At 61.2% G+C, this 26416-nt stretch carries 22 protein-coding genes; 6 read left to right on the top strand and 16 right to left on the bottom strand.

Going from position 1 to position 26416, the window contains the following annotated elements:
- Positions 1 to 17: 17 nt before the first annotated feature.
- The 3 genes from GGR20_RS07580 to ade form a co-directional block, all read right to left on the bottom strand.
- Positions 18 to 1682, bottom strand: coding sequence for a tannase/feruloyl esterase family alpha/beta hydrolase (locus GGR20_RS07580; RefSeq protein ID WP_246349487.1), 1665 nt, complete (start codon positions 1680 to 1682; stop codon positions 18 to 20).
- A 186-nt stretch (positions 1683 to 1868) separates the two neighbouring features.
- Positions 1869 to 3497 (bottom strand): CocE/NonD family hydrolase, encoded by a 1629-nt coding sequence (locus GGR20_RS07575; RefSeq protein ID WP_183310648.1) that lies wholly within the window; start codon positions 3495 to 3497, stop codon positions 1869 to 1871.
- 4 nt (positions 3498 to 3501) lie between these two features.
- A complete protein-coding gene (gene ade, locus GGR20_RS07570; protein ID WP_183310647.1) occupies positions 3502 to 5211 on the bottom strand; it encodes an adenine deaminase in 1710 nt (569 codons plus the stop codon).
- Positions 5212 to 5346: 135 nt separating this feature from the next.
- Here ade and GGR20_RS07565 point away from each other — a divergent pair, with 135 nt between their 5' ends.
- On the top strand, positions 5347 to 5514 hold the full coding sequence (locus GGR20_RS07565) for a hypothetical protein (RefSeq protein ID WP_183310646.1): 168 nt from the start codon (positions 5347 to 5349) through the stop codon (positions 5512 to 5514).
- 88 nt (positions 5515 to 5602) lie between these two features.
- Entirely contained in the window at positions 5603 to 6094 is a 492-nt protein-coding gene (locus GGR20_RS07560; protein WP_183310645.1) for an MgtC/SapB family protein, read from the top strand.
- A gap of 294 nt (positions 6095 to 6388) precedes the next feature.
- Here GGR20_RS07560 and GGR20_RS07555 read toward each other — a convergent pair whose 3' ends face one another.
- Complete coding sequence (locus GGR20_RS07555; protein ID WP_183310644.1) at positions 6389 to 6835, bottom strand: response regulator; 447 nt, start codon at positions 6833 to 6835, stop codon at positions 6389 to 6391.
- 324 nt (positions 6836 to 7159) lie between these two features.
- Between GGR20_RS07555 and GGR20_RS07550 the strand changes: the two genes are divergently transcribed.
- A complete protein-coding gene (locus GGR20_RS07550; RefSeq protein WP_183310643.1) occupies positions 7160 to 8884 on the top strand; it encodes a tetratricopeptide repeat protein in 1725 nt (574 codons plus the stop codon).
- Here GGR20_RS07550 and murD read toward each other — a convergent pair.
- The 10 genes from murD to ligD form a co-directional block, all read right to left on the bottom strand.
- A complete protein-coding gene (murD, locus tag GGR20_RS07545) occupies positions 8878 to 10203 on the bottom strand; it encodes a UDP-N-acetylmuramoyl-L-alanine--D-glutamate ligase (protein WP_183310642.1) in 1326 nt (441 codons plus the stop codon). The two genes, GGR20_RS07550 and murD, sit on opposite strands and share 7 nt — an antisense overlap.
- On the bottom strand, positions 10193 to 11524 hold the full coding sequence (locus GGR20_RS07540) for a MurL-like N-terminal domain-containing (RefSeq protein WP_183310641.1): 1332 nt from the start codon (positions 11522 to 11524) through the stop codon (positions 10193 to 10195). The genes murD and GGR20_RS07540 overlap by 11 nt, the downstream gene beginning before the upstream one ends.
- A 157-nt stretch (positions 11525 to 11681) precedes the next feature.
- Positions 11682 to 13769 (bottom strand): TRAP transporter permease, encoded by a 2088-nt coding sequence (locus tag GGR20_RS07535; protein ID WP_183310640.1) that lies wholly within the window; start codon positions 13767 to 13769, stop codon positions 11682 to 11684.
- 69 nt (positions 13770 to 13838) lie between these two features.
- A complete protein-coding gene (locus GGR20_RS07530) occupies positions 13839 to 14837 on the bottom strand; it encodes a TAXI family TRAP transporter solute-binding subunit (protein WP_183310639.1) in 999 nt (332 codons plus the stop codon).
- Between the two features lie 165 nt (positions 14838 to 15002).
- Positions 15003 to 16196 (bottom strand): NAD(P)/FAD-dependent oxidoreductase, encoded by a 1194-nt coding sequence (locus GGR20_RS07525; RefSeq protein WP_183310638.1) that lies wholly within the window; start codon positions 16194 to 16196, stop codon positions 15003 to 15005.
- Positions 16197 to 16460: 264 nt separating this feature from the next.
- Positions 16461 to 17231 (bottom strand): exodeoxyribonuclease III, encoded by a 771-nt coding sequence (gene xth, locus GGR20_RS07520; RefSeq protein WP_183310637.1) that lies wholly within the window; start codon positions 17229 to 17231, stop codon positions 16461 to 16463.
- Complete coding sequence (locus GGR20_RS07515; RefSeq protein WP_183310636.1) at positions 17228 to 17872, bottom strand: alpha/beta hydrolase family protein; 645 nt, start codon at positions 17870 to 17872, stop codon at positions 17228 to 17230. The genes xth and GGR20_RS07515 overlap by 4 nt, the downstream gene beginning before the upstream one ends.
- Positions 17869 to 18945 (bottom strand): tetratricopeptide repeat protein, encoded by a 1077-nt coding sequence (locus GGR20_RS07510; RefSeq protein WP_183310635.1) that lies wholly within the window; start codon positions 18943 to 18945, stop codon positions 17869 to 17871. The genes GGR20_RS07515 and GGR20_RS07510 overlap by 4 nt, the downstream gene beginning before the upstream one ends.
- 6 nt (positions 18946 to 18951) lie before the next feature.
- Positions 18952 to 19854, bottom strand: coding sequence for a non-homologous end joining protein Ku (ku, locus tag GGR20_RS07505; protein ID WP_183310634.1), 903 nt, complete (start codon positions 19852 to 19854; stop codon positions 18952 to 18954).
- A gap of 32 nt (positions 19855 to 19886) precedes the next feature.
- Positions 19887 to 22325, bottom strand: a complete 2439-nt coding sequence (gene ligD / locus GGR20_RS07500; RefSeq protein ID WP_183310633.1) for a DNA ligase D — start codon at positions 22323 to 22325, stop codon at positions 19887 to 19889.
- Between the two features lie 318 nt (positions 22326 to 22643).
- Between ligD and GGR20_RS07495 the strand changes: the two genes are divergently transcribed.
- Positions 22644 to 23279: an FMN-binding negative transcriptional regulator gene (locus GGR20_RS07495; RefSeq protein ID WP_183310632.1), complete on the top strand. Its 636-nt coding sequence runs from the start codon at positions 22644 to 22646 to the stop codon at positions 23277 to 23279.
- Between the two features lie 220 nt (positions 23280 to 23499).
- The gene (locus GGR20_RS07490) at positions 23500 to 24276 is read left to right on the top strand and encodes a class I SAM-dependent methyltransferase (protein WP_183310631.1); all 777 of its coding nucleotides are present in this window, start codon (positions 23500 to 23502) and stop codon (positions 24274 to 24276) included.
- Positions 24277 to 24330: 54 nt separating this feature from the next.
- On the opposite strand, the gene GGR20_RS07485 is transcribed toward GGR20_RS07490, so the two are convergent.
- Positions 24331 to 24732 (bottom strand): DUF1801 domain-containing protein, encoded by a 402-nt coding sequence (locus tag GGR20_RS07485; protein WP_183310630.1) that lies wholly within the window; start codon positions 24730 to 24732, stop codon positions 24331 to 24333.
- A 165-nt stretch (positions 24733 to 24897) separates the two neighbouring features.
- Positions 24898 to 25839, bottom strand: coding sequence for a metallophosphoesterase (locus GGR20_RS07480; RefSeq protein ID WP_183310629.1), 942 nt, complete (start codon positions 25837 to 25839; stop codon positions 24898 to 24900).
- 62 nt (positions 25840 to 25901) lie between these two features.
- Here GGR20_RS07480 and GGR20_RS07475 point away from each other — a divergent pair, with 62 nt between their 5' ends.
- Positions 25902 to 26375: an NUDIX domain-containing protein gene (locus GGR20_RS07475; RefSeq protein ID WP_246349486.1), complete on the top strand. Its 474-nt coding sequence runs from the start codon at positions 25902 to 25904 to the stop codon at positions 26373 to 26375.
- Positions 26376 to 26416 lie beyond the last annotated feature (41 nt).

The following is a 26416-nucleotide window of genomic DNA, read 5'->3' as shown; positions in this document are numbered from 1 at the left end:
GGCGGGCTCTTTGCTCCTTATTGGCAGGCGAAGCTTTGGTGGCTGGCTTCGTCTCCGCCCTGATAACGCGCGATGGCGGGGTAGGGGCACAGCTTGCGGGTAACGCCGATCAACTCCGGCACATAGGGGTTGTCCGGTGTCGCTGTCGCCACCAGGTGGGTTGGCTGTTCGCCGTTCTCGACCCATTCCACCAATTCGGTGAAGGCGTCGAATTTGTCCGCTGCCGGGCTGCCGGTGCCGTGGGTCATGCCTGGAATGGGGTAGAGCAAAGCGAAGTCCTCGGCGTCTCCGCCATTATTGGCGTCGAGCTTTTCATACCAGTCGATGGTATCGAGCGCCGAAAATACCGGATCGCTCATGCCGTGGAAGACAATCATTTTTCCGCCAGCATCCCGGAACGCTGCGAGTTCGGGATTGTCCACGTCTGTCGGCGTCATGAATTCCATTGGCGATTCGGCAAATGTCGCGTCGGTTGCGTCTACACTGACATCATTGTCGAAATCGAAGTCGAGCAGATATTGCTCCAGCGCCGCAGGCGTACCATCGATCTCCACCGGCGGGTTGGAGAAGATCTGTGCCAGGGAGGCGGCACCCATGGTGGCGATCAGAGGCATGCCATCCCAAGGCGGAATGCCGCTCTCAAGCTTCCAGAAGCGCCAGTCACCGCTGGCAATGCCGCGATCCCAGGCCCAATCGCTGTAGAGCTGTTCTCCTGTTAAATTTGTGGGGCCGGCATGAATCCGCTGCAGCGCCTCGACCTGCGCCGGGGCAAGGCAGGCATTTGCCTCTTCTGGGTCGCAGGTGAGGGTAGTGACATCAAATGCGCCTTGGCAAGCCGGGTGGTCGGCGATGATACCGTCCTCCAGACCATCCAGTCCATCGCAAGCCGCCAGGACCGCATCGGCAACCAGCGTCAGGTCCTCCTGGCTGAATGCAGTGCGCACATCTCCGGTAATGGGTTTGAAGCTTTGCACATCCCAGGCGTGCTGAATGGCGGCCTTGGGCAGGTTGAAGCCGGGATAGGCTGCGAGGATGCCGTCGAAGGCCTCTGGCGAACGCGTCGCCTGGACCAAGGCGTGACGACCGCCATTGGAGCCTCCAACCCCGTAACTGTAAGCGATGTCTTCGCCATAATAGGCTTCTACCAGATCGGTTGCGACAGGATTGAGTTTGGTGACCGCGGCATAGCCGTAGTCGCTGCGGGCTTCGGGATCGAAACCGAAGCGGGCACCGCCCGCCAGCCCAGCTTCCGGGTTGGCGCTGCCATCATGGCCGGCGTCACTGGAAACCACGGCATAGTTGCGAGCCAGGGCCGTGTCGGCAGGATCGGACGTGAAAATATTGCCCAAGGCCGGCACAACGGCGCCGTCATTGCCACCATTGAACTGGTGCACGAAGCGGCCATTCCACTCATCCGGCAGGCGGAGCTCGAAGCTGATCTTGTAGGTCTTTCCATCAATGCCAGTGCGTTCGGCGATGTGGCCGCGAACCAGACAGTGGGCAACCGGTGCGTTCTCGCCCACCGGCTCGGCTGCGGCCGAAGTAATGACCAGTCCATCGATGCCGAAATCCTGCGCGGCCAAATCCGTGCAATTCAGGGCCTTGGCGTGGGCCGATCCAGCCCAACCGGTCGCGATTATCACCGTGCCCATGGCCACGGCGTTCTTCCATTGCAGTCGCATCTCATCTCCTCCGTTGAGCATCAAGCTGCAGGATGGATTGTTATGTAAAATAACTAAATTTGCAACGGACGATCTGGTGAGCTCATCGCACCGTGGTGCGATTGTGGTCGTCGAGGGGATTTTTCAGGTTTGTCAGATTGTTAACCCGACCGGTGTGACGCGTGTGCGTCTCTACTCGCCGCGAACTCAGCCGACATCATAACCGGGCAGTGTGATGCTGATTGAGGATCGGACGATTTCGATGTCGTTTGCGACCATGATCGTCGCTGAGTTGATCGGCTCATCTGTCCCCAGATTGCGGGCATAGCGCGGATGCGCTCCTGAAGCGACGAGCAGGCGCAGGCGATGACCGGCGCGGAAACTATGTGCAGTGGCATGCAGGGGGACGGTGAGGCGCCAGCATCCGTTGGATTGCCGGGGTGTATTGGGCGTGACGCGGACGAAACCGTCACAGATATTTCTGGAGACGCCGTTCGGGTCCACATCGTTGAGGCGCACAAAGACGTCGACATCCGGCAAGCTCGCGCGACCTTCGAGGGTGACGGTGCATTGGCCGATAATGGTCAATGCACTGGTGAGAACGCGGCTGGTATAGCTCAGAACGTCGGAGCGGGCCTCAAGTGTTTCGTTGTTGACCGCCCCGGCACCGGTAAAGGCAAAGATCGCGCCCCCCAGATTGGGCGTCGGGTCTTCTGGATCGTAGCGATAGCGGTCCATGCCTGTGGCGCGATCATCGGTTTGGGTGAGCTTCCCTTCGGCCGAGACATACCAGTTAGAAGGTTGGGAGGGTCCCGGCGGGTACGCATCGAATTCAAACCACTCGTCCAACCCCGATATGTGCATGCGCACCGGCCGCTGCCGCAGGCCAGATTTGTCGCCCATCAGCCATGCCCGCATCCAGGTCAGGGTTTCGCGCAGGTTGTCGCGCTGCAATTCCTCGGCCACATGGAACCAGGTGCCGATGGTCAGGAAAGGCCGGTGGCCCAGTGACACCAACTTCTGGTAGTCGGCCAGGAGCGGGTCGAGCATGAAATCGTACCAGCCCGAGATGAAGTGCACGGGTGGCGTTTGTTCGGTCAGGCGGTGGCGGTGGTCCAACTCGGTCCAGAAGGCGTCATTGCCAATTGCATGGTCGAACCAATAGCGCCAGAACGTCACCTTGTGGCGGACGGCGATCTTGTCGGCTTCGATCAGCGGCAGGACGGCAGCTGCTTTTTCGGTTCGGCGCTCGATATCGCCGGAAAACATGCGCGCCGCCGTGGCCAGGGGGCTGTTGCGCAGGCCCTCGATGACCTGGACCCAGCTTAGCCAGAGATTGAGATGGAAGGCGCCAGAGGGAAAGACAACCGGGCGAAAGTCAGCGGTTGTCACTTTGGTCGCCATGGCGGCGGTCGGCGGCAAGGCGTCGCTGATGGCCCATTGCGCGTAGCCCAGATAGCTGGGACCGGTGAGACCGATGCGGCCATCGAACCAGTCCTGTTGCTTGATCCAGTTGAGCGTGGCCAGACCGTCGGCGCGCTCATTGGCGAACGGATCAAACTCGCCCCCTGACTTTTCAGTGCCGCGGCAGGCCTGAATCACGACATGAAAGCCGCGTTCGGCATAGGCCTCGGCAATGCCGCCAAAGCCTTGTCGTCCATAGGGCAAGCGCATCAGTATGGTTGGGTGCGGCCCCGGCGTGTCCGGGGCGTAGTGATCGGTTTTGAGGATCACCCCGTCATCCATGGCGAGGGAAAGACCGCGCCGCTTGCGCACGCCATTAAGGCGTGGCGGCAGGTCTTCTACCCAGGCCAGGTAGAGGGATGAAAGGCCCACCGCCTCAACTCACGAAATCGAATTTGTCGACGTCGAAGAGGCCCCTGTCGGTCATTTTGAGATGCGGGATTACCGGGAGGGCGAGAAAGGCGACTTGCAGGAAGGGTTCGGGCAGCACGCAATCGAGCGCCCTGGCGGCGTCGCGCAGATGATGCAAATCTTCGGCAACCTCCTCGAAGCTCTTAAGGCTCATCAGGCCGGCAATAGGCAGAGCCAATTCGGCTGTCACCTGGGCGCCATCTGAGACGACAAAGCCGCCCCCCAATTCAATCAGCCGGTTGACCGCAATGGCCATGTCCGCATCGGTGGCACCGACCACCGTGATATTATGGCTGTCGTGCCCAACTGAGGAGGCAATGGCGCCGCGCTTGAGGCCGAAGCCGGTAACGAAGGAGCGGCCGATATTGCCGTTCCTGCCATGGCGCTCGATGACAGCTACCTTGATGACATCGGCATCGAGATCGGGCTGCAGTCCCTGATCGGTCGAGGCGAGGCTGGCTTCTTCCCGGAAGGTCAGGATGAGACCTGGGCGAACGCCAATGACCGGTACGCGGTTCTGACCCGGCCTGGGCTCGGTGATGAAGGCGTCTGAGGTGACCGGCTTTGCCTTGACTGAGTGGAGCCCGACTGGAGCGACGTCCCCCCGCGTTTCGAACAGTTCGGGGGTCACCAAACGGCCCGCCGCGATGACATCACGGACGCGGCAGTCTTCAAGACTATCGAGAATGGCGATATCGGCACGCCAGCCGGGCGCCACCAGGCCACGGTCCTTGAGGCCAAAAATGCGGGCGGCGGAATGACTGGCGGCGCGATAGACATGGTGCAGTGGCCGGCCCATGGCGATAAGGCGACGGATCGAACTGTCGAGGTGTCCTTCCTCGGCAATATCGAGCGGATTGCGGTCATCGGTGCACAGGGCCACGAAGCTCGAGCTGTTCTCGTCAAGGATCTCGGCTAGCGCATTGAGGTCCTTCGACACTGAACCTTCGCGGATGAGGATGGCCATGCCTTTGGCGAGCTTTTCGCGCGCTTCCGCGGCGCTGGTGGCTTCGTGGTCGGTGCGGATGCCAGCGGCCAGATAGCCATTGAGTGCCTCGCCAAGCAGCAGGGGCGCATGACCATCGATATGGCCGTCCTGAAAGGCGACAAGCTTGGCGATGATACCCGGATCCGCACCGAGCACGCCGGGGAAGTTCATCATCTCGGCCAGGCCCACGACCTGAGGATGGCTGCGGAAGGGTAGGAGGTCGTCGATTTCGAGCCGTGCGCCGGCCGTCTCGAAGGGCGTTGCCGGCACGCAGGACGAAAGATTGACGCGCACATCCATGATGGTGCGTTCAGCGCTGTCGAGAAAGTAGCGAATGCCCTCGGCGCCCAGCACATTGGCGATTTCGTGCGGGTCGCACAGCACGGTGGTTACCCCATGGGGCAGCACGCAGCGGTCGAACTCCAGCGGCGTCACCAGCGACGATTCGATATGCAGATGGGTGTCGATGAACCCGGGGACAGCAAATCGGCCGGTGCCATCAATGACTTGCTCACCTTCATAGGAAGCATGCGTGCCCACGATACGATCGGCGACGATGGCGATATCGGTTGTGGTCACCGCGCCGGTGATGACATCGAGCAGTCCGATATTGTGGATAACCAGATCCGCCGGCGCCTTGCCCTGTCCGGCCATGATCATGCGGGTGAGCAGGGCGGGACTGGTCATGGTCTTATTCTCATTCTTGTTCATGCCGAAAAGTCGACCTCGTGGGGAGCGCAGTCAAGTCCCTGTGAGGACAGAACAAGGAACCGCGCTGCCCTCCGTTCGTTGTTGCTGATTGAACACCTACAGGAGCGTCACATGGAAACCTACGATCCGGACAAGAACACGACGGAAGTGCGTCAGGCCAATCCACGCAGGATGAACCTGCGCGTGCTTGTCCTCTCGCTGATTGGGATCGTGGTGCTGTTCGCCATTGTCTACCTCGTCTTCGGGATGATGCAGCCAGCGCCGACTCCAGCCAGCTAGGACGGTCTTGCGTTCCCGTGCTTTCGCGCGGAACCGCCAGGGGCCCAAGGTGTTGTGATATAAGCGTCACAAGTCCGGACAGGATCCCATGGATATCGGCAATTCCATCGGCTGGGTGGACAGCCATCTTCCTACTCATATCATCGCGATTCGCCTCGCCATCGCCGCCGTCCTCGGCGCGTTGATCGGCTTCGAGCGGGAGGTCAATACGGCCGAAGCGGGCTTGCGGACACATATTCTGGTGTCCGTGGCGGCGGCGCTTTTCACCATCCTGGCCTTTGAAATCTTCCACACCATTCAGGACGCTAGTCAGACTAATTCCGATCCCATCCGCGCGGTGGAGGCGGTCACGGCCGGCATAGCCTTTCTTGGGGCAGGCGCGATATTTCGGAGTGGGGCCGGCGTGCAGGGGCTGACAACAGGTGCCGGCATGTGGCTGGCCGGCGCTGCCGGCGTCGCTACTTCGCTGGGATATTACCTTGTCGCAGCAGGGGTAGCCTTGCTCGCCGTCATCGTCATGGCCGCGTTGCGCGCCTTCGCGCACCATATCGTGCGCGGGGAAGAACCCAAACCAGATTGAGAAACTGCTTGGCAGAAGGGCCGCGGGGAGAAGCAACAGGCGTGCCGTGTGACGCTGAGGGACATGCGCCTCCGGCCATTTGCTTCTCCCCATACGGATGCAGCCGGGAGGTGCCACATCCGCGCCCATGCGTCGGGTCCACAAAAGGCAGGGACCGCGCGTAAGGGTTAGCGGTGGTGCAGACCGCCAACCTTTGAGGTCGACGGAGAGGATACTTGGGAATGCATGCCGGTCCGGGGACCCGCGCGCAGCATCACTCTCCGCCTAGAGGCATGTAACCTGTGGACGCAGGAATCACATGCCAACCGCATCCAGGCGCTGATTGCGCGCCCAGAAACTGACTATGGCTGCCGCCTCGCGCCGATAGGCGTCGAGTTCGGCTTGCCGAAAAAATACTGTCGCAGCACCTGAATCCTGCATTTCCTGGCGGCGGGCCCGGTCCGTGGTCTGCATCATCACGGCAAGGGGAATGCCCTTTTGCCGCAGCAAAGCCTGATGACGGGTGACAAATTCCAGATTGGCCCCGCTATGGCTCTTGAGATCCAGGATCACCAAGCCCGGCCATTCGCGATCGATATCGGACAGGCACTCGACGAGGAAAGCTTCGCTCGCTTCGGCCGAGCCGATATGTCTGACCTGCGGAGCCCCGTGTGCGGCAAGCATGCGGATCAACAGATGCGCAGAATGGCCGTCATCATCAATCAACGCGATGAAGGGCATGTCGCCGCTAACAACGTTCAAAAGTCACCTCTTCCCCGCCGCAAGGTGGGTGCTACGCAAAAGCGCTAACGCCGTCCGAGTGCCGCTGAGGTGCTCGGGCAGGTGGTTTATCGATTTGTAAACTGGTCTGGAGCGGGGCCTAACCGCCTGGCAAACAGGTCGAGTCAATGACGTCGACGGTCGGGCGTATGATTGATGCTGCCCAATTCAGGGAGGCAAAATCGGGTAACACATGGGTAAGCCGCCCTTGTGTTTTACATGTAAACCGATTCACTATGATTGAGGCGGCGTAGGAGGCCTAGTGCATTGGCGGACAATTCGGACCGGGAGGGGGTAAAACGGGCGTTGGCCCGCTTACTTGACTGGCCCGAAATCGCGCGTTCGCCCCAATTGGCCGGACTCCTGTCATACATCGTTGATCGGCAACTAGCCGGCGAGGGCAAAACGATCAAAGCCTATTCAATCGCCGTGGATGTTTTTGGACGCCCGCCCGATTTCGATCCGCAGGCGGACCCGATTGTTCGCGTGCAGGCGAGGCGCTTGCGCTCCCTGCTCGACCAGTATTATCGCGGTCCCGGGGGCGATGATGACGTTCAGATTCAATTGCCAATCGGGCGCTACGTCCCCGTGTTTGTCTCGGCAGACACGACAAACTCGTCGGGGACCGGGACCGCTGATGAGAACTCGACGTCTGAGGCGACACAGGAACACATTGCCGGGGGCGGCAAGGCGACGGTGGCGCGCGGGCAGGTCACCGTGTCCTGGTTTGTCCTGCTGGTCCTCGCCATAGGTGCAGCGGCGCTGGCCTATTCGCTTTCGACAGTCGAGACGCGACGCGGGCAGGGGGTCGTGGCCAGCGGCGCCATGCAGCCACCGCGCCTGCGGGTCATGGAATTTCAGAACCTGACCGAGGATAGCAGCATAACCCCAGCCATATCGGCGCTGGCCATCGAGTTGGTGACGGATTTTGAATCTTTGGTGATCGTTGATGCTGCGTTGGATAGCAGGAGTGAGGACGGGCGTGACGAAGACTATTCCCTGACTGGTATTGTGCGGAGCGACGCCATGTCGCCGCAAGACTATCAGGTGGGGGCGATATTGACCGAGTTGGAGACAAACTCGATCATCTGGAACTGGTCGGCATCGTTTCCGCGCGATCAATTCACGCGCAGGGGCGGTGTTGATGCGATCTCGCAGGAGTTGATCCTGTTGCTAGGCGGAACACGCGGGCCCCTTCATGATCATGCCAGGGCATTTCTGAGGCAGGGCAGTATTGCGGGTCGGGAAAGTTTCTATCTTTGCGGCGTACTGTTCAGCATGTACCGCACCTCGGGATCGCTTGGGTTGGCGGAACGTATTCGATCCTGTGTATCGGGGTTGCCGGAGAGCGAGCGTGAGAATGGGAATGTGCTCGCTGGACTCGCCAGCTTGATTGCAGAAGGAGTCGGCGAAGGTGCCAACGCCGTGCTGACGTTGGATGATCGGCTGGCCGAGGCCGACGAAATGCTGGATCGGGCAATACTGTCCAATCCGCGCAGCAGCTTCGTCTGGGAGCAGCGGGCGCGGCTCGATGAGATGATGGGCCTGCATGACGCGGCAGAAGCTGCCTATGGCACGGCGCTGCAGATCAACCCGTCCAATATCGACGCGATGGCGGCACATGCGCGTCACCTGGCATTGATCGGACGGCTGAATGCTGCCGTCCGGTCGGCACAGCGGGCCATTTCATCCGTACCGCAGACACAAATTCCGAATTGGTATTTCTGCGTGCCAGCGCTGGCATCGCTGTTTGATGCCGAATATCGCAGGGCGCTGTCTCATGCAGAACGCTGTGCGCGGATGGATGTCGAACTGGGCAGCATTCTAGCGCTACTGGCGGCGCAGGCGACAGGCGAAGAGGAGCTGGTTGACCTGCAATTGCCACGGGTCCTCGAGGTGCACTCGTTCCGAGAGGCCGGGATCCTTCCGCGCATGCGGGAGCGGGCGACGGACCTCGCCTTACTTGAACGGATAGAGACCGGCCTGAAACGGGCCGGGGTGCCGGAAGCGTCGCTCAATTCCCCTTACTGACCCGGGGCTGGTTGATCGCGCGTAACACCCTGGGCGAACCTGACGCGACAGAGTTCGACGAAGCGGGCGCCGCGCTCCTCGAAATTCCTGAACTGATTGTAAGAGGGCGCGCCGGGCGAAAGGATCAGCGTGTCAAAACGCGTCTTCTGGTTCGAAAGCGCGCTGATCGCGTGGTCGAGATCCGGCGCTTCGATGACAAGAATGTCAGTGTTGAGGACTCGCGTGGCCTGCGCCAGACGCGTGCCGGTGACCGGCAGGGTGACCAGGGTGGTGACGCCGCGTGAAACCAAGAGGCCGGCCAACTCGGTATAATCCTGCCCCCTTTCATGTCCGCCGGCAATCAGGGCGATGCGGCGGCCGGGATAGGCGGCGAGGGCCGCCTTGGTCGCCTCGGGCGTGGTCGCGATGGAATCGTTGACGATGACATGATCGCCAATGCGGTGCTCTTCGAGGCGGTGTGGCAGGGGACGGAAGGCGGCGATGCCCTGCATGATGCCATCGAGTGTGCCGCCAACACCTAAGGTGATCTGGGCGGCGAGCAGGGCATTGTCGAGATTGTGCGCGCCGCGCAGGCGCGAGCCGGCCACGGCGTTTTCGACGGCGATGCTCACCTCGGCAGTGAGGTCGGGAAGTAGGCGGCGGTGATCACGCACGGCGCGGGCGACAAGAGCGTTGCCTTTGGCGGCGGTTCCGAGCGCCACGGCAAAGCCGCCATCGCGATCAATCAGGTGGAGCTTGTCGGCGTAGTAGCGCTCGACCGAGCCGTGCCAGTCGACATGCTCAGGATAGAGGTTGGTCAGCGCGGCCACATCAGGCAGGAAGTTCATGTCCGCAGTCTGATAACTGGAGAGCTCGAAGACCACGACGGCATGTTTATCGGTGATCTCGAGCGGAGCAAGGCCAACATTACCGGCCAGGCCTGCATCGATGCCCGAACGGGTGAGCATGAGATGGGTGAGCGTGGCGGTGGTCGACTTGCCCTTGGTGCCGGTGATGGCAATGACGGTGCGGTCATGCCGGAAACTGGCACCCCAGAGATTGAGGTTGGAGGTAACCGGAATAGCCGCATTGCGCGCTGCCTCGAAGATGGGCTTGTAGCGCGAAACGCCGGGGCTCTTGATGATAAGGCCGAAACGGCGCGCGGCGATGGCGGCGGGCAGGTCGGTGGCGGCAATCAGTTCGGTATCGGGAATATCGGCAGTGCCGCTGTCGACCGTGACATAGACCTTGAGGTCTGGTTGCCGTGCCTTGAGAAAAGCGCGCGAAGAGAGCGCTTCGCGCCCGGCGCCGTAGAGCAGGACGGGTTCTTCAAACCGCATAGGCGGCCACCTTGGCGGCGAGCGCCGGGGGGATATGGTGGTCGTGGCTGTCGGTCAGGCATTCGGCCATGGCGCGCTGCAGCTTTTCCTCGCCATATTGGGCGAACAGATCCGTCTTGATGGCGCGCACAACGGCGTCCTCATGCCAATCGGCGTGGCGGGTAAGGGTGTAGAAACAGGCCGCGGCCTCAAGGATTTCGCCCACGCATTCCCAGGGCTTCTGGCCGGTCAGGCCGGCCAGTTCGCGGAAGGACTGTTCATTGGCCGGATCGTCGAGCAAGTTGCGGCCAAATATCCGCAGCATGCGGTCCTTGGCCATGAAGGGCGCGAAAATCAGGAACACAAAATGGCATTTGGGGCACTCGCCGCACCAAAGCGGGCCGTCATTGCCATCGAGGCGGAAGTTGCGATTGCAGCTCGAAAAGACGGCGTCGAACTTCTGCTCCTTGGTGAAAAGCGAGGCGATGCGTGCTTCCGAATAGGGGCGTAGCAGCGAGAAATATTTCAGCGCGCCGCCGGTGGCATTGGCGAGGGTATCGGCAGTCAGCAGTTCGAAGCCGAGAGACTTGGAATATTGATGATTGGTCTCGCGCCCGTCGAACATGACATTGCCCTCGCTGGCGGAGCGCTCGTTGGAGAGCACGATCTGGTCGTAGCCGAAAAGCAGGGCGCACAGAGACGCGATCATCGAATTGATGGCAGTGGAGGGGACGTGGCCGTTGTAGTAGCCGGTCTCTTGTCCGAGGCGGATCATTTCCGGGTCGAGGGTGCGGGTGACATAAAGCGGCGGGGTGCCGATGGCCTCGACCGAGGTGAGGATCGGCCCCTTGGGATTGACCGCAAAGGGCGTGAAGGGCTGGCCGGTATGGGTCAGCAGATCAACGCTGACGAGGGAATCCTTGCCCCCGCCAATGGGCAGCAAAGTGCGGTTGGGCAGATCCGGGGCCGGCTTGTGCTCTTCGGGATCATGCGGCGCGGCCAGCTCGAGCTTGCCGAAGCGGGTGAGCGCATTGCGGGCGTAGAATTCTCCCATACCATTTTCATAGACATCGATGACGAAGGCGCGCTCGGCTGCGTTCAGCGCAATGTCGGGCGCCTGGATGGCGAAGGGCGCGCGCAGCTTGAAGTAGGAAACGCCGAGCACGATAGCGGTGAGGCCGAGCAGCTTTTCGAAGGCGGGCGAGGCGGCCGCGCTTTCGCTGGCCCCGGTAGGCAGAACCAGCTTTTCGGTGAAGGCGAGATCGTTCAGCCTATAGCCAAAAACGGCCCCGCCACTGGCCGGGTCGAAGGTGGGGCGCTCTATGCGGAAGAATTCGGTCACGGGCAACTCACTGGCTTTGGTGCCACATATAGGTGATTTGCACGCGTGGTGGGAGTGTGGCGTTGAGGATGAATTGCCTGTCGCGCGCCCCCATTCAGCCGGCAACTGTTGGCGAGCCAGCTATCGAGGCAATGAATCGAGCTATCCTGCGGGCTCCCTAGCCCGCAGTATTCTCCGACGCCGCAGGCAGCTTACGTTGGGTGATGATCTGGCGGAGCCAGACCAAGACAAGAATTGTCGAGCCGATAGCAGTAGAGATTAATTCCGGCGCGATCAGCAGGAAAGCGCCGACAACGAGGAAAAGCCGCTCAATTTTCCACAGTGGCGCAGTCAACCAATTGGCAATGGCGGCCGAGAGCGACAAGATTCCAAGAACTGCGCCCGTGAAGGCCAGGATGAAATCTGGCCAGGTGAAATCGGCGGTAATCAGCAGTAGCGAGGGCGAGAACACGAACACGAACGGCACCAGCGCCTTGCCCATGGAAAGCCGGAATGCGGTATTGCCCGCCTGGAAGGCATCGGCACCCGCGATGCCAGACGCGGCATAGGCGGCCAGAGCAACAGGTGGCGTCACGTCAGCAATGACCCCGTAATAAAACACGAAGAAATGGGCCACCAAGGGCTCGACATTCAACATGACCAAAACCGGCGCCGCGATGGCCACCATGATAATGTAGTTCGCGGTGGTTGGAATGCCGGCGCCCATGAGCACGCACACCACAGCCGTCATCATCAGGGTGAAAAGCAGCGTCAGGTTCTCCTGGCTCAGCACTTCAAATGGGAGGAAAGCCAGAACCCCGTAGACATCGACTGCCCACTGCTGGGCAACCGAAGTGACCATGAAGGCGATCTTGAAGCCGACGCCGGTGAGGGTGACGACGCCAATCACCACGCCGACCAAAGCCGCTGCAGCTGTGATGGAAAGAGTTTGCCGTGCGCCGAGGGAAAAGCCCTCATAGACGCCGATGCAGAAATCCTTGAGTCCGCCGACCAATCCGCTGCGCATGAACGACTGTACGAGATAGACGGCCATACAGGCCGTAATCGACCAAAAAGCTGCTGCGAATGGGGTGCGCCCGGACATCAGCATGTAGATCAGCAATATCAACGGAATAGTCGACATCCAGCCCTCGCGCAGCACTTTGACTGCGTTCGGCAGTTCTTCCTTGCTCAGCCCTCGGATGCCCTGCCGCCGCGCCTCGAGATGCACCTGAATGAGCACGCCGAAGAAGTGCATGAAGGCCGGCACTATGGCCGCAATCAGAATGAGGCGAAGTGGGATGCCAAGATATTCGACCATCAGGAAGGCAACGGCACCCATGACTGGCGGCGTGATCTGGCCCCCGGTGGACGACGCGGCTTCTACAGCGGCCGCGAAGTGGCGTTTGAAGCCAATCTTGATCATGGCGGGAATAGTCAGCGCACCGGTGGTGACTGTGTTTGCGATGGATGAGCCCGAAATCGAGCCCAGCATGGCCGAGGCCAGCACGGACACCTTTGCCGGCCCTCCCGAGTATCGACCCGTCAGCGCGCTCGCCAGATCAATGAAAAGTTTGCCCAAGCCGATGCGCTGGGCCATTACGCCGAACAGCACGAAGTGGAAAACGTAGGTGGCGATGACACCCAGCGCGGTGCCGTAAACACCCTGCGAGGTCAGATAAAGGTGATTGACGATGGTGTCCCAGCTAGCACCCGGATGGACAAAAATGCCCGGCATGTGCTGGCCGAAATATGCATATGCCATGAAGAGGATGGCAATAAGCGGGAGAGGCCAACCCATGGCGCGTCGGACCGCCTCGAGCAGAACGACCAGCAGCGCCGTGCCCATGAGCACATCAATGGCGAGAGGATCGCCGACGCGGAATGCCAGCTCGCTATAGATCCAGGGAACGTAGAACGAGGCTACTGCGCCGACAAGGGCCAGCATCCAATCGAGGATGGGCAGGCCAAAAAAGCTCGGCTGGCGTGAGGGTTTGCTGGCGCCAGAGAAAGCGGCAAAGCTGAGAAACACCAAAAAAAGCGACACGCCCATGTGCAAGCCACGATGGGTCGTGGCCTGGGGAATACCAAACCCGGCTGTGTAGAAATGGTAGCATGCCAGCAAGAACAGAATTGCGCTGGTCAGTATTGCGATGGGACGCCCGAGCGGTCGAAAGCGCGCCTCGGGATCATATTCCTTTTCCAGAGCCTGCAAGGCTTCGGCGCTAAGAGCTTGGTTGTCTTGCTTGTGGGCGCTGCTGGTCATGGTGTCTCATCCCGAATTAAAATACGCGGCCAGAAACTGGCCGCGTATGATCGTGAAGCTGGAAACTGCTTAGAGCTTTCCGGCTTCCATATAGAACTTCTCGGCACCGGGGTGGAACGGAATGCCAGCGCCCTGAACGGCATTATCGAGCGTGATCAACTTGCCCTTGGCATGGCCAGAGGCGAACAGACGCTGGGTATTGTCGTTGTAAAGCGCCTTGGTGATGCCATAGACGAGATCTTCGGACAGCTTGGCCGATGTCACCATCTGCGCGCCAACGGACAGGGTGGGGACGTCTTCGGAAACACCATCGTAGGTGTCGGCCGGAAAGCTGTCCTTGGCGAAGAACGAGTATTCGGCAAGCAAGTCATCGACTTCAGGGCCCGTCACAGGGACCAGAACGATATCATGGCCGGATGCCAATTCGGCAATCGCGCCAGCCGGATAGCCGCCAACGAAGAAGAAGGCATCCATCTGGCCATCACGCATGCGATCAGCAGCCTGGTCTGGCTTGAGATACTCGGCCTGAATATCGTCTTCGCTCAGCCCGAAGGCATCAAGGATGATCTTGGCGTCGACCAGTGTGCCCGAACCGGGCTCATCCAGCGAGACCTTCTTGCCGGCCAAATCGGCAACTGTTTCGATGCCAGCGTCCGCACGGGCGACGATATGGATGCTTTCTGGATAGAGATTGGCGATCAGGCGCAGGTCGGAGATAGCTTCCTTGTCTTCCCAAATGCCCGTGCCGGTCTGTGCCCAATAGGCGACGTCAGACTGAGAGAAGCCGGCCTCCAGGCTGCCACCGGCAACGCCGTTGATATTGCCAACCGAACCGTTGGACGCAACGGCGGTCGCCACCAGGCCGGGGACGCCACAGGAGCCACCTTCATCACAGGCGCGCGAACCGGGTGGATTGGAGATGGCATTCGCGATCAAACCACCGATCGGATAATAGGTACCGGCTGTGCCACCAGTGCCAATACGGAAGAACTGCATATCCTGCGAAACGGCTGGCTGCGCCGCAAGGCTCATCAGCGACGCGGCCGCGATAGCGATCCACTTGTTCATATAGTTTTCTCCCTGTCTGTGCAGTTTTTTATAGTGTTCATTCTTGGCAAAGCCAGCCGCATTATGGATGACGCGCGGGATATGACAATACCTGGCGGCCGGAGATCATTTATCACCAAGATGCGCCCCTCGACTGAGCCTTCGTAGACGCTGTTGGTGGTGCTGCTAGGATGCGCTCATGGCCTCGGACAGCACGCGTGCCGTGGTCGGACCCAGGGTAAAGCCCTGATGCCCATGACCAAAATTATACCAGAGGCCAGGTTGGCGTGGCGATCGCCCAATCATGGGCAGCATGCCCGGCAGGCAGGGACGCGTGCCCATCCACGGCTGGTCCTCGACCGGAGCCCCCAGCTTGAACAATTGCTGGGCCGACTTGGTCGAATGTTGCAACTGACGCAGACGGGGCGCTGCACCGAGGCCGTTCAGTTCGGCGCCCGTCAATATACGCAGGCCCTTGGTCATGGGGGACAGGAAGGTTCCTGTCTCGACATCCATCATAGGCAGGCGGGGCCCCTGCTCCACTCGGAAATGCAGGTGATAGCCCCGCTTGAATACCATGGGAACGCGATGCCCAAAGCGCGACAACAGGGTCGGAGACCAGGGGCCGAGGCAGACCACGGCGCGCTCCGCATTGACTGGTCCGGCATCGGTGGCAATTTGCCAGCCGGGTCCGTTGTGCTGCAGGCTCATCGCATCACCCCGCAAGATACGACCGCCCTGGCGCTCAAATAGCGCTGCATAGCGCCCGACCAGCGCGCCAGGGTCCTTGCAAGACCATGAGCTGGTCCAATGCACTGCCCCTGCCAGCGGATGACGGAGGCCTGGTTCGACCGCCGCGATTTCGGCGCCATCCAGCAATTGGTGCGGCACGCCATGTTCGGAACGGTAGCGTTCGGCCGCTGCGGCGGCAGCCGCGAAACCCCGCTCACTGCGATAGACCTTTCGATATCCGTCACGGGAGATAAGATCGTCGGCGCCAGCCGCTGTGATCAGCGCGCCGTGGTCGGCGGTGGCGCGATGGATCATCCGGGCCCATGCAGGAACAATCTTCGACCGATAACCGCCCGGCCGTGAGTGCTGCGCGTAACGCAGCACGGGCCCCAGCCAGTGGCGCATGCCGCCAAGACTCCAAGCAACATTGTTGGTGCGCGCCAGTGCGATATCGACCAGGGTGGGCAGATCGAGCGGCAGCGGATAGGGCTCAACGGCCTCAGCCTGGATGATGCCAGCATTGCCATAGCTGGTTTCCTGGCCCGGTCCGAGCCGGTCGACCACTGTCACCACATGCCCCTGAGCCTGCAGAGCCAGTGCTGTAGACACGCCAACCATGCCGGCGCCGAGTATAATAGTATCCGTCATGTCGACTAAGATTCTCTTGTGATCGGCCTGGCTTAAGCGAGCTTGAGACTGGGCTGCAGACAGGCGCACGTCACCGTGGATAACTGCGCGCTGGAGCAGCGTCACCACAAATCAGCGACTTGGCCTGGGTTTTTTGTAAGCTGACGCAGGAAAGCGGTTCGCCGAAGCACCTCATTGCCGAGGCCTATAGGGGAAGTCGTGCAGGTGCTGGCCCTGGCGAACTCATGGCAAACTGCCGCCGCCGTGTGCAGCGGCGCGGCAGCGTCACCGCAACCTGACCCAGACCGGAGCGTGGTCGCTGGCGCCATCCGCACCGCGCACGAACTTGTCGACGCCGGCCTGCTTGAGCTTCCCGGCCAGCGAGCCGCTGAGCAGCAGATGGTCGAGGCGTAGTCCGGCATTCCGTTGCCAGCGATTCCGCCTGTAATCCCAGAAGGTATAGACCGTTGCCTCGGGATGTTTGCAGCGGATGGCGTCGGCCCACCCCTGATCCAGCAATTGCTGGTAAAGGGCCCGGCTTTCGGGTTGGACGAGGGCATTGTCCTTGTAGGAAGTGGTTTCATAGATGTCCCTTGGCTCGGGCACGATATTGAAATCGCCCGCCAGGACGACCGGCAAATCGCTCGACCACAGCTCGAGCGCATGCTCAACAAGGCGCTGGGTCCAGGCGAGCTTGTAGTCGAACTTGGGTCCCGGCCGAGGATTGCCATTGGGCGCATATAGGCAACCGACGATCACGCCATTGCAGGCAGCTTCGATATACCGCGCCTGATGGTCGTCACCGGCACCGGGCAGGGCATCACGCGTCAGGACCGGCGTGCTGTCGCGAACAAGGATTGCGACCCCGTTCCAGCTTGCCTCGCCTTTCCAGACCGCCTCGTATCCCGCATCCGCCAGAGCGGACGCGGGAAACTGTTTGTCGGTGGCCTTGAGCTCTTGCAGGCAGACGATGTCTGGAGCGGCCTCGGCCAGCCAAGCCATGAGGTTGGGCAATCGCCGGTTGATGCCGTTGATGTTGAACGTGGCGATCTTCACGGGGCGATGCGATGCACCCAGTCCGACACCTGCCCGGCGAGGCTTTGCAAGTGCTCGGCGGTGGTGAAGCCTGAGATCGTCTTGCGCGGCTTGAGGTCGTGGTCGCCGTCTTCGAGCCAGAACAGTTCTATTTCGTCCGAGAGGCCGTATTCGCCCACTTCGTAGCGGTCGCCAAACTGGTCGCGTGTGCCCTGGCAGATGAGCGTGGGCGTCTTGAGTCCCGTCAGATGCGCAGTCCGCAATTGCTGGGGTCGACCGGGGGGATGGAAGGGGTATCCAATGCACAAAAGACCGGCGATGCGGCCCGCATCCAACAGCGCATCGGCGACCATGCTGGCGACCCGTCCGCCCATCGATTTCCCGCCGATGATCAGCGGCCCGTTGGTGGGTCCCAGATCATCCACGGCGGCAATGAATTCTGGCATCACTTTTTCCGCTTTCGGCGGCGGCTTCTTGCCCGCTGGCGTTCTCCGGCTGGCCATATAGCCGAATTCGAACCGCGCTACGCGAAATCCCTGCTCGGACAGCGCCTTTGCCGTTGCGTTCATTGATGCCGAATCCATCGGCGCGCCGGCGCCATGGGCCAACAGCAGGGTGACGCGCGCATCCTCGGGGCCATCGAACAGAAATTGGGTGCTCATCGAGCCTGGCTCCGGGTAATTTGGCCGACGAGGGTAACCCCGGCCCTGGCGCGTCGGGCCCAGTCCGAGCTGTCGTCGAGTTCGAGATAGCGGCGCCAACCAGTCACCGCCGGGTCGTAGTGGCCCATATCATAATCGAGGGCTGCCAAATTGTAGATGGCATCGGCATAGAGTGGGTCAAGCGCGATGGCGCGCTGCAGATGGGCGCGTGCGGCTGCGCGGCGCCCAAGCCGACGCAATACGTCCCCGCAATTGAACCAGGATTCGACAAATGCCGGATCTCGCTTGAGGCTCGTGGCATAGGCAATCTGCGCCCCTTGAAGATCGCCAGCCTCGCGCAGGCAGTTGCCCTGATTGAATGGCGCTGTCGCATCGCTCGCATCGACAGCGGCGCAATGGCCGTAGAGCACCGCCGCTTCGACGAATAGGCCTGCCTCCTCGGCCGTTTCAGCGTGTACGTAATAGTCCTCGGCGGCGTCAGGCCGATCTTCGAGCGGCAGCAGACGCTGGCCATCCAACTCGGCCCGCGAATAGGGGTCCTGAGCAATGATCCTGTCGCCGCTGGTCTGCAGCGTCAAAGCCGTCAGTGAACCAACTGGTCCTGCGCCATGCAGCGATCTCGCGATGTCATGCCAGCTGGCGCCGGACTTTTCGAGGCCGGCGTATTTTCTGGCAAGGATGAGATCGCGGAAGGAGAAGGGCTCGGCGTCATGCTCGAACGCATCGAACAGGGCGAGCAGGTCAAGCGAGTGGGGGGTGAGGCCGGATTGATCGAGCAGCGCCTGGCGCGCCATCACGCCTGGTGCTGCCTGGTTCAGCAAGCCCATCTGGCGCATCAGGCCGCCCTCGCTTTGCAGCCGGGTGACACTGGCCCGGGCCCGATCCACGCGGTCCTCAATCGTCGCGCGGTCGAGCCGGTAGAGCAAGCTGCGGCAGAAGACCCCGATAGAGGTGCCGCGCGGCAAGCCGCGGTGCAGTCGACCGCCGCCCTGGGTCACGCGCCGCGCCGCCGTCCGCAGCGGGAAGGCCTTTAGCGCGCCGACGACGCCGATACTGGCCCCGCTGAACTCCATGCCGGATCAGGCCTTCTTTCGGGGCGCCGCCTTGGGCTTGGTCGCTTTGCTGGCTTCGAGCGCAGCCTTGAGCGAGGCCTTGGTGGCCGACTCCTTGGTGGCAGCGGGCGCCTTGGCCCGGCTCTTGGCGGCCGGCTTGGCTTCGCCCAGGCTGGCTTTGAGGGCGTCCATGAGGTTGATGACGTTGCCGCGTTCGGGGGCGGCCGCCACGATCGGCTTGTGGCCCTTGAGCTTTTCCTTGATCATCGCCATCAGGGCGACCTCGTAGCGGTCTTCATAGGCCTTGGGATCGAATTGGGTGACCTTCTGTTCGATCAGCTTTTCGGCCAGTTCCAGCATCTCCGCATCGGGGTTCCCCTCGGGGATGTTGCCGAAATACTCGGTCGTGGCGCGAACCTCACTGGGGTTGCGCAGCGTGGTGATGAACATGCCGTTTTCGCGCGCGCCGATGGTCACGATCCGTTCGCGGCTTGAAAGCACAAGGCGTCCAATGGCCACTTTTCCGCTGCGGCGCAGGGCTTCGCGCAGCACGATGAAGGTTTCTTCGGCCATGGCCCCATCGGGGGCAAGATAATACGGCGCGTCCTGATAGAGCACGTCGATTTCATCTTCGTCGACGAAGGCTTCGATGCTGATTGTGTGATTGGATTCGATGCGGACGGCTTCGAGGTCGGCTTCGTCGATGATCACATATTGCTTGGGCTCGTATTCATAGCCCTTGATCAGGTCGCTGCGCTCCACCAGACCCAACTCGGGATCGACCGGCTTCATGTTGATCCGGTTGTGCGTGTCCTTGTGCAACTGGTTGAAGCTGATGCGATCGGACGAACTGGTCGCCGGGTACATCTTGACTGCACAGGACACAAGGCTCAGCCTCAAATGTCCCTTCCAACTGGCTCGTGGAGCCATGGCGGCCTCCTACTCAAACACAATAGCCAATACTATGCCGGCAGGTCTTGCGAGAACGTATTAATGTCAGCCCAAGGGTCGCCGGACATCGTCAGTAATCTGGGAAGAGTAGAGTAATTGAGGTCTTCTGGCGAGTCGATTGACTCAAGGTCGTTCCACTCTATTGGCGTTGATGCCGGCAGGTGCGTTCGCGCGCGCAGCGAGTAGGCCGCCACCGCTGTCGCGCTGCGGGCGTTGCGGTGATAGTCGATGAAAATCCGACGCTTGCGGTTTGCCGCGCCCATCACGGTGACGAAAGTATCAGGACCGGTGGCGGCCAGTTTTGCGGCAATGCTGGCGCTCGCCGCATGCGCTGCCTTCCAGGTCAGCTTGGGTGTCGTGGGCACCACGATGTGGACGCCCTTGCCGCCCGATGTCTTGACGAACGGAGCCAGCCCCAGAGCTTGAAGTTCCCCGCGCAGATGCACGGCGGCATTGACCACGTCGCGCCAGGCAACGCCTTCGCCGGGGTCGAGGTCGAAGATGATCCGGTCTGGCTTGTCGATATGATCGAGATGGGTGCCCCAGGCGTGATATTCGACCGCTCCGAATTGCGCCAGCGCAAGATATCCCTTGGTGTTGGTGACAGCAATGAATGTCTGCTTTTCCCCTTCTCCATTGGCGCTTTCCACCTTGGCGATGCCTTCGGGCATGCCGGTGAAGGGATGACGCTGGAAAAAGCAATCCGCCGACTTGCCGGTGGGGCAGCGGAACAGCGACACCGGACGGCCGAATAAATGCGGCAGCATGAAATCACCGACGCTGGCGTAGTAGACGGCGATGTCGAGCTTAGTCGGGCCGTTCCTGCCAAAGAGGCGTCGGGTGGGATTGGTGACCCAGATGCCGGCCAGATCCGCGTCGGTCACCAAACGCTTGCGCGGCGCCAACCCGCGGGCCGTAAGGCTCGCCTCGCGCAGCCCCCGAAACACGGCATGCCGCAGCAAACCCTCGCTGGTGATCTCGGCATATTGGATGCGCGCCGTCAGTAGTGGTTTGACGGTGATGACTTCCTTTGGGGCGCCGTCCAGCCGATCATCAGTTTCGAGCGATTGCAGGCGCGCAAGCAGGCTTGCCATGCCGGTGGCATCAAAACCGGTGCCCACCTTGCCGCGATAGACCAGATCGTTCTCCGCCCACTCGGCGACAGCGATTGCCCCGATCCCGCCCGCGCTCGGGGAGGCGGTATAGCCGGCGATGACAAAGTCACCTGTTTTCGGCGCCTTGATCTTGAGCCATGTGCTGGAGCGCTTCCCGCTATAGATGCTGTCGGCACGCTTGGAAACGATGCCCTCAAGGCCCTTGTCGATAGCTTGCGCGAAGAGGGCTTCTCCGAGCCCTTCGACATGATCGCTGAACTGGATGGCCGGGGGTGCATCGATGAGCAGATTCTTGAGCAGCGCTTTTCGGTCCCTGACAGCGACACCGCGCAGGTCCCAGCCATCCAGATACAAGAGGTCAAAGGCGAAAAACAGCAGATTGCGCGGCTGGCTGCCCGAAAGTGCCTCCTGCAAGCGGCCGAAGTTGCTGACGCCCTGCTCGTCGAGCACAACGATCTCGCCATCAAGCACCGTCTGCTTGCAGGGAAGGGTGGTAAACACCTCCGGCAGGTCCCCGTACCGGCGCGTCCAGTCCAGACCGCCGCGAGTGACAAGGCGAACTGCCTTGCCCTCCAGGCGCGCCAGCGTGCGATAGCCGTCGAACTTGATCTCGTGCAGCCAACTGATCGTTCGGCTATCCGATGGCGGTGCCGCTGCCGCAGTGGCAAGTTGGATCGGGGTCTTGTCGGGTAGGGGCGCCGCGACCGCCCCTTCGAGCTTCTCCGGTCTCAGCGATGGGCGGCGGCGCTTTCTTGCGGACGGGGCAGACGTCTCAAGCAATTGTTCGATGCGACGGCCGGTCTTGACGCTTTCGGGGTGGGTTTCAAGGACATCGCTATGTGTATTCATGGCCTGGTCGTGTTCCTTGAACAGCAGCCAGTTTGACTTGCCCTTGTCCTCCGGGCGGTTCTTGAGCCGGGTCAGCATCCAGCCGCCACTGAGCTTTTCGCCCGCCAGGCGAAACTTGAAGGCACCCTTGGCGATATCGGCTTCGGGGTCGCCCATTGGCGCCCAGGTGCCCGTGTCCCAGACGATCATCGGGCCGCCGCCATATTCGCCCACCGGAATGACGCCTTCAAAATCAATATAGTCGACCGGGTGATCTTCGGTTGCGACAGCCAGACGCTTGTCGGCCGGATTGAGCGAAGGACCCTTTGGAATGGCCCAGCTCTTGAGTACGCCTCCAAGTTCGAGACGAAGATCGTAATGGTCCGCCGTGGCGTGATGCTTGTGGACGACAAAGCGAAACCCGTCTTCACCATCGGTCCCGAACGGTTCGGTGGTGCGCTCGAAGTTGCGCTTGCTGCGATAGCTGGTGAGACGTGTTCCGACCATGAGCCAATCAGGGCACAAAATCGACCATGGGGCTAGCGTTTGCAACGCGCCCTGTTCCCAGACCCTGGCTAGCGATGTGGTCGAGGAATTCCGCAATCGCGGCGTCGAGGTAACATCCTCAACCCTGAGCAGGTCGCTGTATTCCGCGACGCCGCCAAGCATTATCCAGATGCTCTTGTGCCGGAAGAACTTGGGGTTTCGATTCCACAACCTTCCAGTCCGCTGGAAGCGTAGTTCACGCATGGAATTCCCGCCTCTGATATCTGCCATCACGCATGTGAATTGGTGCGGCAGGCCGCGGTTTGTTATTAGTGTGGCATGTACACACCTCCAGCTTTCCGCGAGGACGATCCATTCGTCCTTCGTCAGATCATCCGCGAAGCACGCCTCGCGACCCTCGTGACTGCCACGGCCGAGGGGTTGATGGCCACGCCCTTGCCGCTAATCCTAGACGAGCAGCAGGGAGAGAACGGTGTGCTGCTGGGGCACCTTGCCAAGGCCAACCCGCAATGGAAGACGCCCGCAATGGGCGAGGCGATGGTGATCTTCTCGGGGCCCGATGCCTATATCACCCCAAGCTGGTACGCGACCAAGCAGGACCACGGAAAGGTCGTGCCGACGTGGAATTACTCGGCCGTCCACGCCTATGGCGAGGTCGAATTCTTCGAGGATCGCGACCGATTGCACCAGGCGGTCAGCCGCCTCACCGATCTTTACGAGCAGGCTCGCGCGAAGCCGTGGGCGATCACTGACGCGCCCGACAACTACATCGAAAGCCAGCTCAAGGGCATTGTGGGACTTCGCCTCTCGATTACCCGCATCGAGGGCAAAAGCAAGATGAGCCAGAACCAGCCCGAGCAGAACCGCCGAGGGGTGGCGGCGGGGTTGGCCGAGAGCGAGCGCGAAACGGATCGGGCAGTGGCCAGCATGATCGCGACGGACCCGCAGGAGTAAACTCGTCATTCCGGTGCTGCTCGCCACAGGTGCGCGTATGCGCTGTCAACGTGTCTCTGGCTATAGGGTTCAAGCAGGTCTATTCTTGTCCGGTGACCTGCTGCGGATGCGATAGCCGCTCGAGTGTGGCACATGGCTTCCATGCCAGCCTTGCGCGCCGTTGCGGCTCCATTCTAGCACCCCTAGTGAACGCTTGTTGCCCGACCCTGAGGAGGACGAGATGGCTGAGGCGATCCAGTTTCAAGACGGCGAGACTTATGAGTCCATGATGGGCGTATGGAGCGCTTTGGTGGGCGCCCCGTTTCTCGACTGGCTGGACGTGCCAGCAGGCGCAAAATGGGCCGATATTGGCTGCGGAAACGGTGCTTCGACGGAACTGATTGTCGAGAAGGCACAGCCGGCACTGGTTGAAGCGATTGATCCATCCGAAGCCCAGTTGGCCTATGCCCGGAAGCGCCATCAGGCAGGTGTTGCCAGCTTCACCCTGGGCTCCGCGCTGGAGCTACCTTATTCCGATGGTGCCTTTGACGCCGCCATAATGGCGCTGGTGATCTTCTTTGTTCCGGAGCCTGCGCGCGGCACCGCTGAAATGCGGCGGGTCGTGCGCAGCGGGGGCGTCGTTGCTGCCTATGCGTGGGATCTTGAAGGGGGCGGCTTTCCCTATGAGGATGTGCATGCTGCACTGAGCGAGGCTGGGGTCGAGGCCCTGCTGCCACCACATCCGGAGGTGGCGCGGCTGGATGCGCTCAATCGCTTGTGGACAGATGCCGGTCTTGTTGATGTGGAAACACGAGAAATCACGGCGAGCCGGGCGTTCCCTTCCTTTGACGCATATTGGTCGACCGCCACATCCGCTCCCGGCATAGAGCAGGTGCTTCCCAAGCTGAGCGCTGAACAGCTGCAGCACGTCCGCAACACTGTCCGCGCTTCTCGCGGTTCCGGAGAATGGGTGGTGCAGGGCCGCGTTCATGCGGTTCGGGGGCATGTGCCGAGCTAGTCGGCTAAAGCCGCTCGCGGAGAGCAGGCCGCCGGACGGGTCGGCGGCGCATGGCTAGAACAGCGGTTCGAGCCGGCCCTTGCGCCTGACGATGTTCTTGTAGTCCCACTGGATGATGCGGGCTTCTTCGAGCCAGCTTCCGAGTGCATTGGAATTGATCTGCTCGGGCGCGGTGTAGCGGACCTCGGCGGCCTTGAAGCTGCCTTCAGGGGTGAGACCTGGTGTCTTGAAGGACTGGCCGCTCCAGAACATCAGGCGGACGGAGGATTTGAGCTTGGAATAGCCGACAACGGGATTGCCGAGGAGGAACCAGACCGGATGAGCGTGCCAGATTTTGCTTTCAGCGTCGGGCAGGTGTCGGTCGATGATGGCGCGCAGCGTATTGCAAATGGCGCGGTCGGTTTCGGCCTGGGCGGCGTGATAGGCGTCGATCGTGATGGGTTTTGCGGTCGTCATGCGGTCGGCCTCCCGTTGCCACGGACTATAGCGGGACGAGACGCGCGGGGGGAGGGGGCGACGGGAATGCGTGGCGGCTTCACGGCATAGCCATTCGAGCTTAGCTCTCATGGCCTCCTGGCCTAAAATCTCCCCACCGGGGTGATTTTGCCTTTGGTGGCCCGGCTAGTAGATCCGCATCTGCATGCGCATGACGATGTCGGCGCCCAAGCGCTGGAAGCCGTATTCGCGCATGGTGCAGCGCCATTCGTCGCCGGATTTCTCGATACGGAAGAGATTGTAGCGGGCCGGGTCGTCCAGCGTGCCGCCCTGGGCAGCACTGGCGGCGGCAACACCGATTACCGGCACTTCGTGGTTCTTGCCGGGAATGTGGTGGATCGAGGAGCGGTGGGTGTGGCCGTGCAGGACCAGTTCGGCGCCTTCCTCAGTGATGACGCGGCGGAACGTGCGGTGGCCCTTGAGGCCGAAGGCGGGGTGCTGCAGTTCGGCATTGGGCGGATGATGGATCAGCACGACACGAAAATAGCCGGCATCGCCCAAGAGCTTGAGAATGCGCTTGAGGCGGGCGGCCTGTTTCTCCTCAAAGCGGCCAATAGCAAAGAATGGCGCGGTGGGCACGGCGCTGGAGCATGAAATGATGGCCACTTCCCCTACGCGGCGCACAAAGGGAAAAGCCTGGCCCTCTACGGTTTCGCCCTTGAGGTAGTCGCCCCACTCATCCTGGGCATATTCCAGGGCTCCGGGGACATAGGCGTCGTGGTTGCCGGGGCAAACCACGGTCTTGTCGGCGCCGCCCAGTTCGCGCAGCCAGCGGCCGGCGCGTTCGACCTCGCTGTCGAGTGCCAGATTGGTGAGGTCGCCAGTGACAGCGGTAAAATCGGCTTTCTGGTCCTGCATATGGGCGACGAGGCGAGAGAGGGTCTCGGTGTTCATCTCGCCGTGGCGCTTGAGCTTCCAATTGAGAAAGCCGGTCAACCGCTTGCCTAGGAGATCGCGAAAACCCACCTCGGGCAGGGGGGACAGGTGGATGTCGGATATGTGAGCAAGGGTGATCATCGCGGTGGGTTGTGCCAGAACGGATGGGGCAAGAAAACGTTCAATCGACACAACGCACGATTTTGTCGCGGGCCAAGCTCTGATAGCCAAGGGGCAGAGATGGAGCCAAAAGCATGATGAATCGCTTCCAAAGCGTGCGCGCGAGTGCCTTTTTGACCCTCAAAGGGTTCTGGCACCGGATGACGGTGGGGTCCCGGGTGATGGTGGTGGATGGCGACAAGGTATTGCTGATCCGCCATACCTATGTGCCGGGTTGGCAGTTTCCCGGTGGTGGGGTTGGGCCGGGCGAAACCTTCGAGGAAGCCGGGGCGCGCGAGACGCTGGAGGAGACCGGCTATCGGGTGACCGGACCCATGGAACTGTTCGGAATCTATCACAATACCAGCCCGGTGACGAACCGAGACCATGTGGCGCTTTACGTGGCCAAGAATTTCAAGTTCGAATTCAAGCGCAAGCCAGACTACGAGATCGCAGAGGTGGGCTGGTTCGACCGGCACAGTCTGCCTGAAAAAGTGACCCCCGCGACCAGCCAGCGGATCGATGAATATTTCGATGGCGTGGAGAAGCGGTCCATCTGGGGGTATTGAGCTTCTGTTTGAATGACCCCCACCTAACCTCCCCCTGAAAT

The sequence above is a fragment of the Devosia subaequoris genome, from assembly GCF_014197055.1.
GTDB lineage: Bacteria > Pseudomonadota > Alphaproteobacteria > Rhizobiales > Devosiaceae > Devosia > Devosia subaequoris.
The sequence above is the reverse complement of the archived record's forward strand: the minus strand, read 5'-3'. Positions and strand labels throughout refer to the sequence as shown.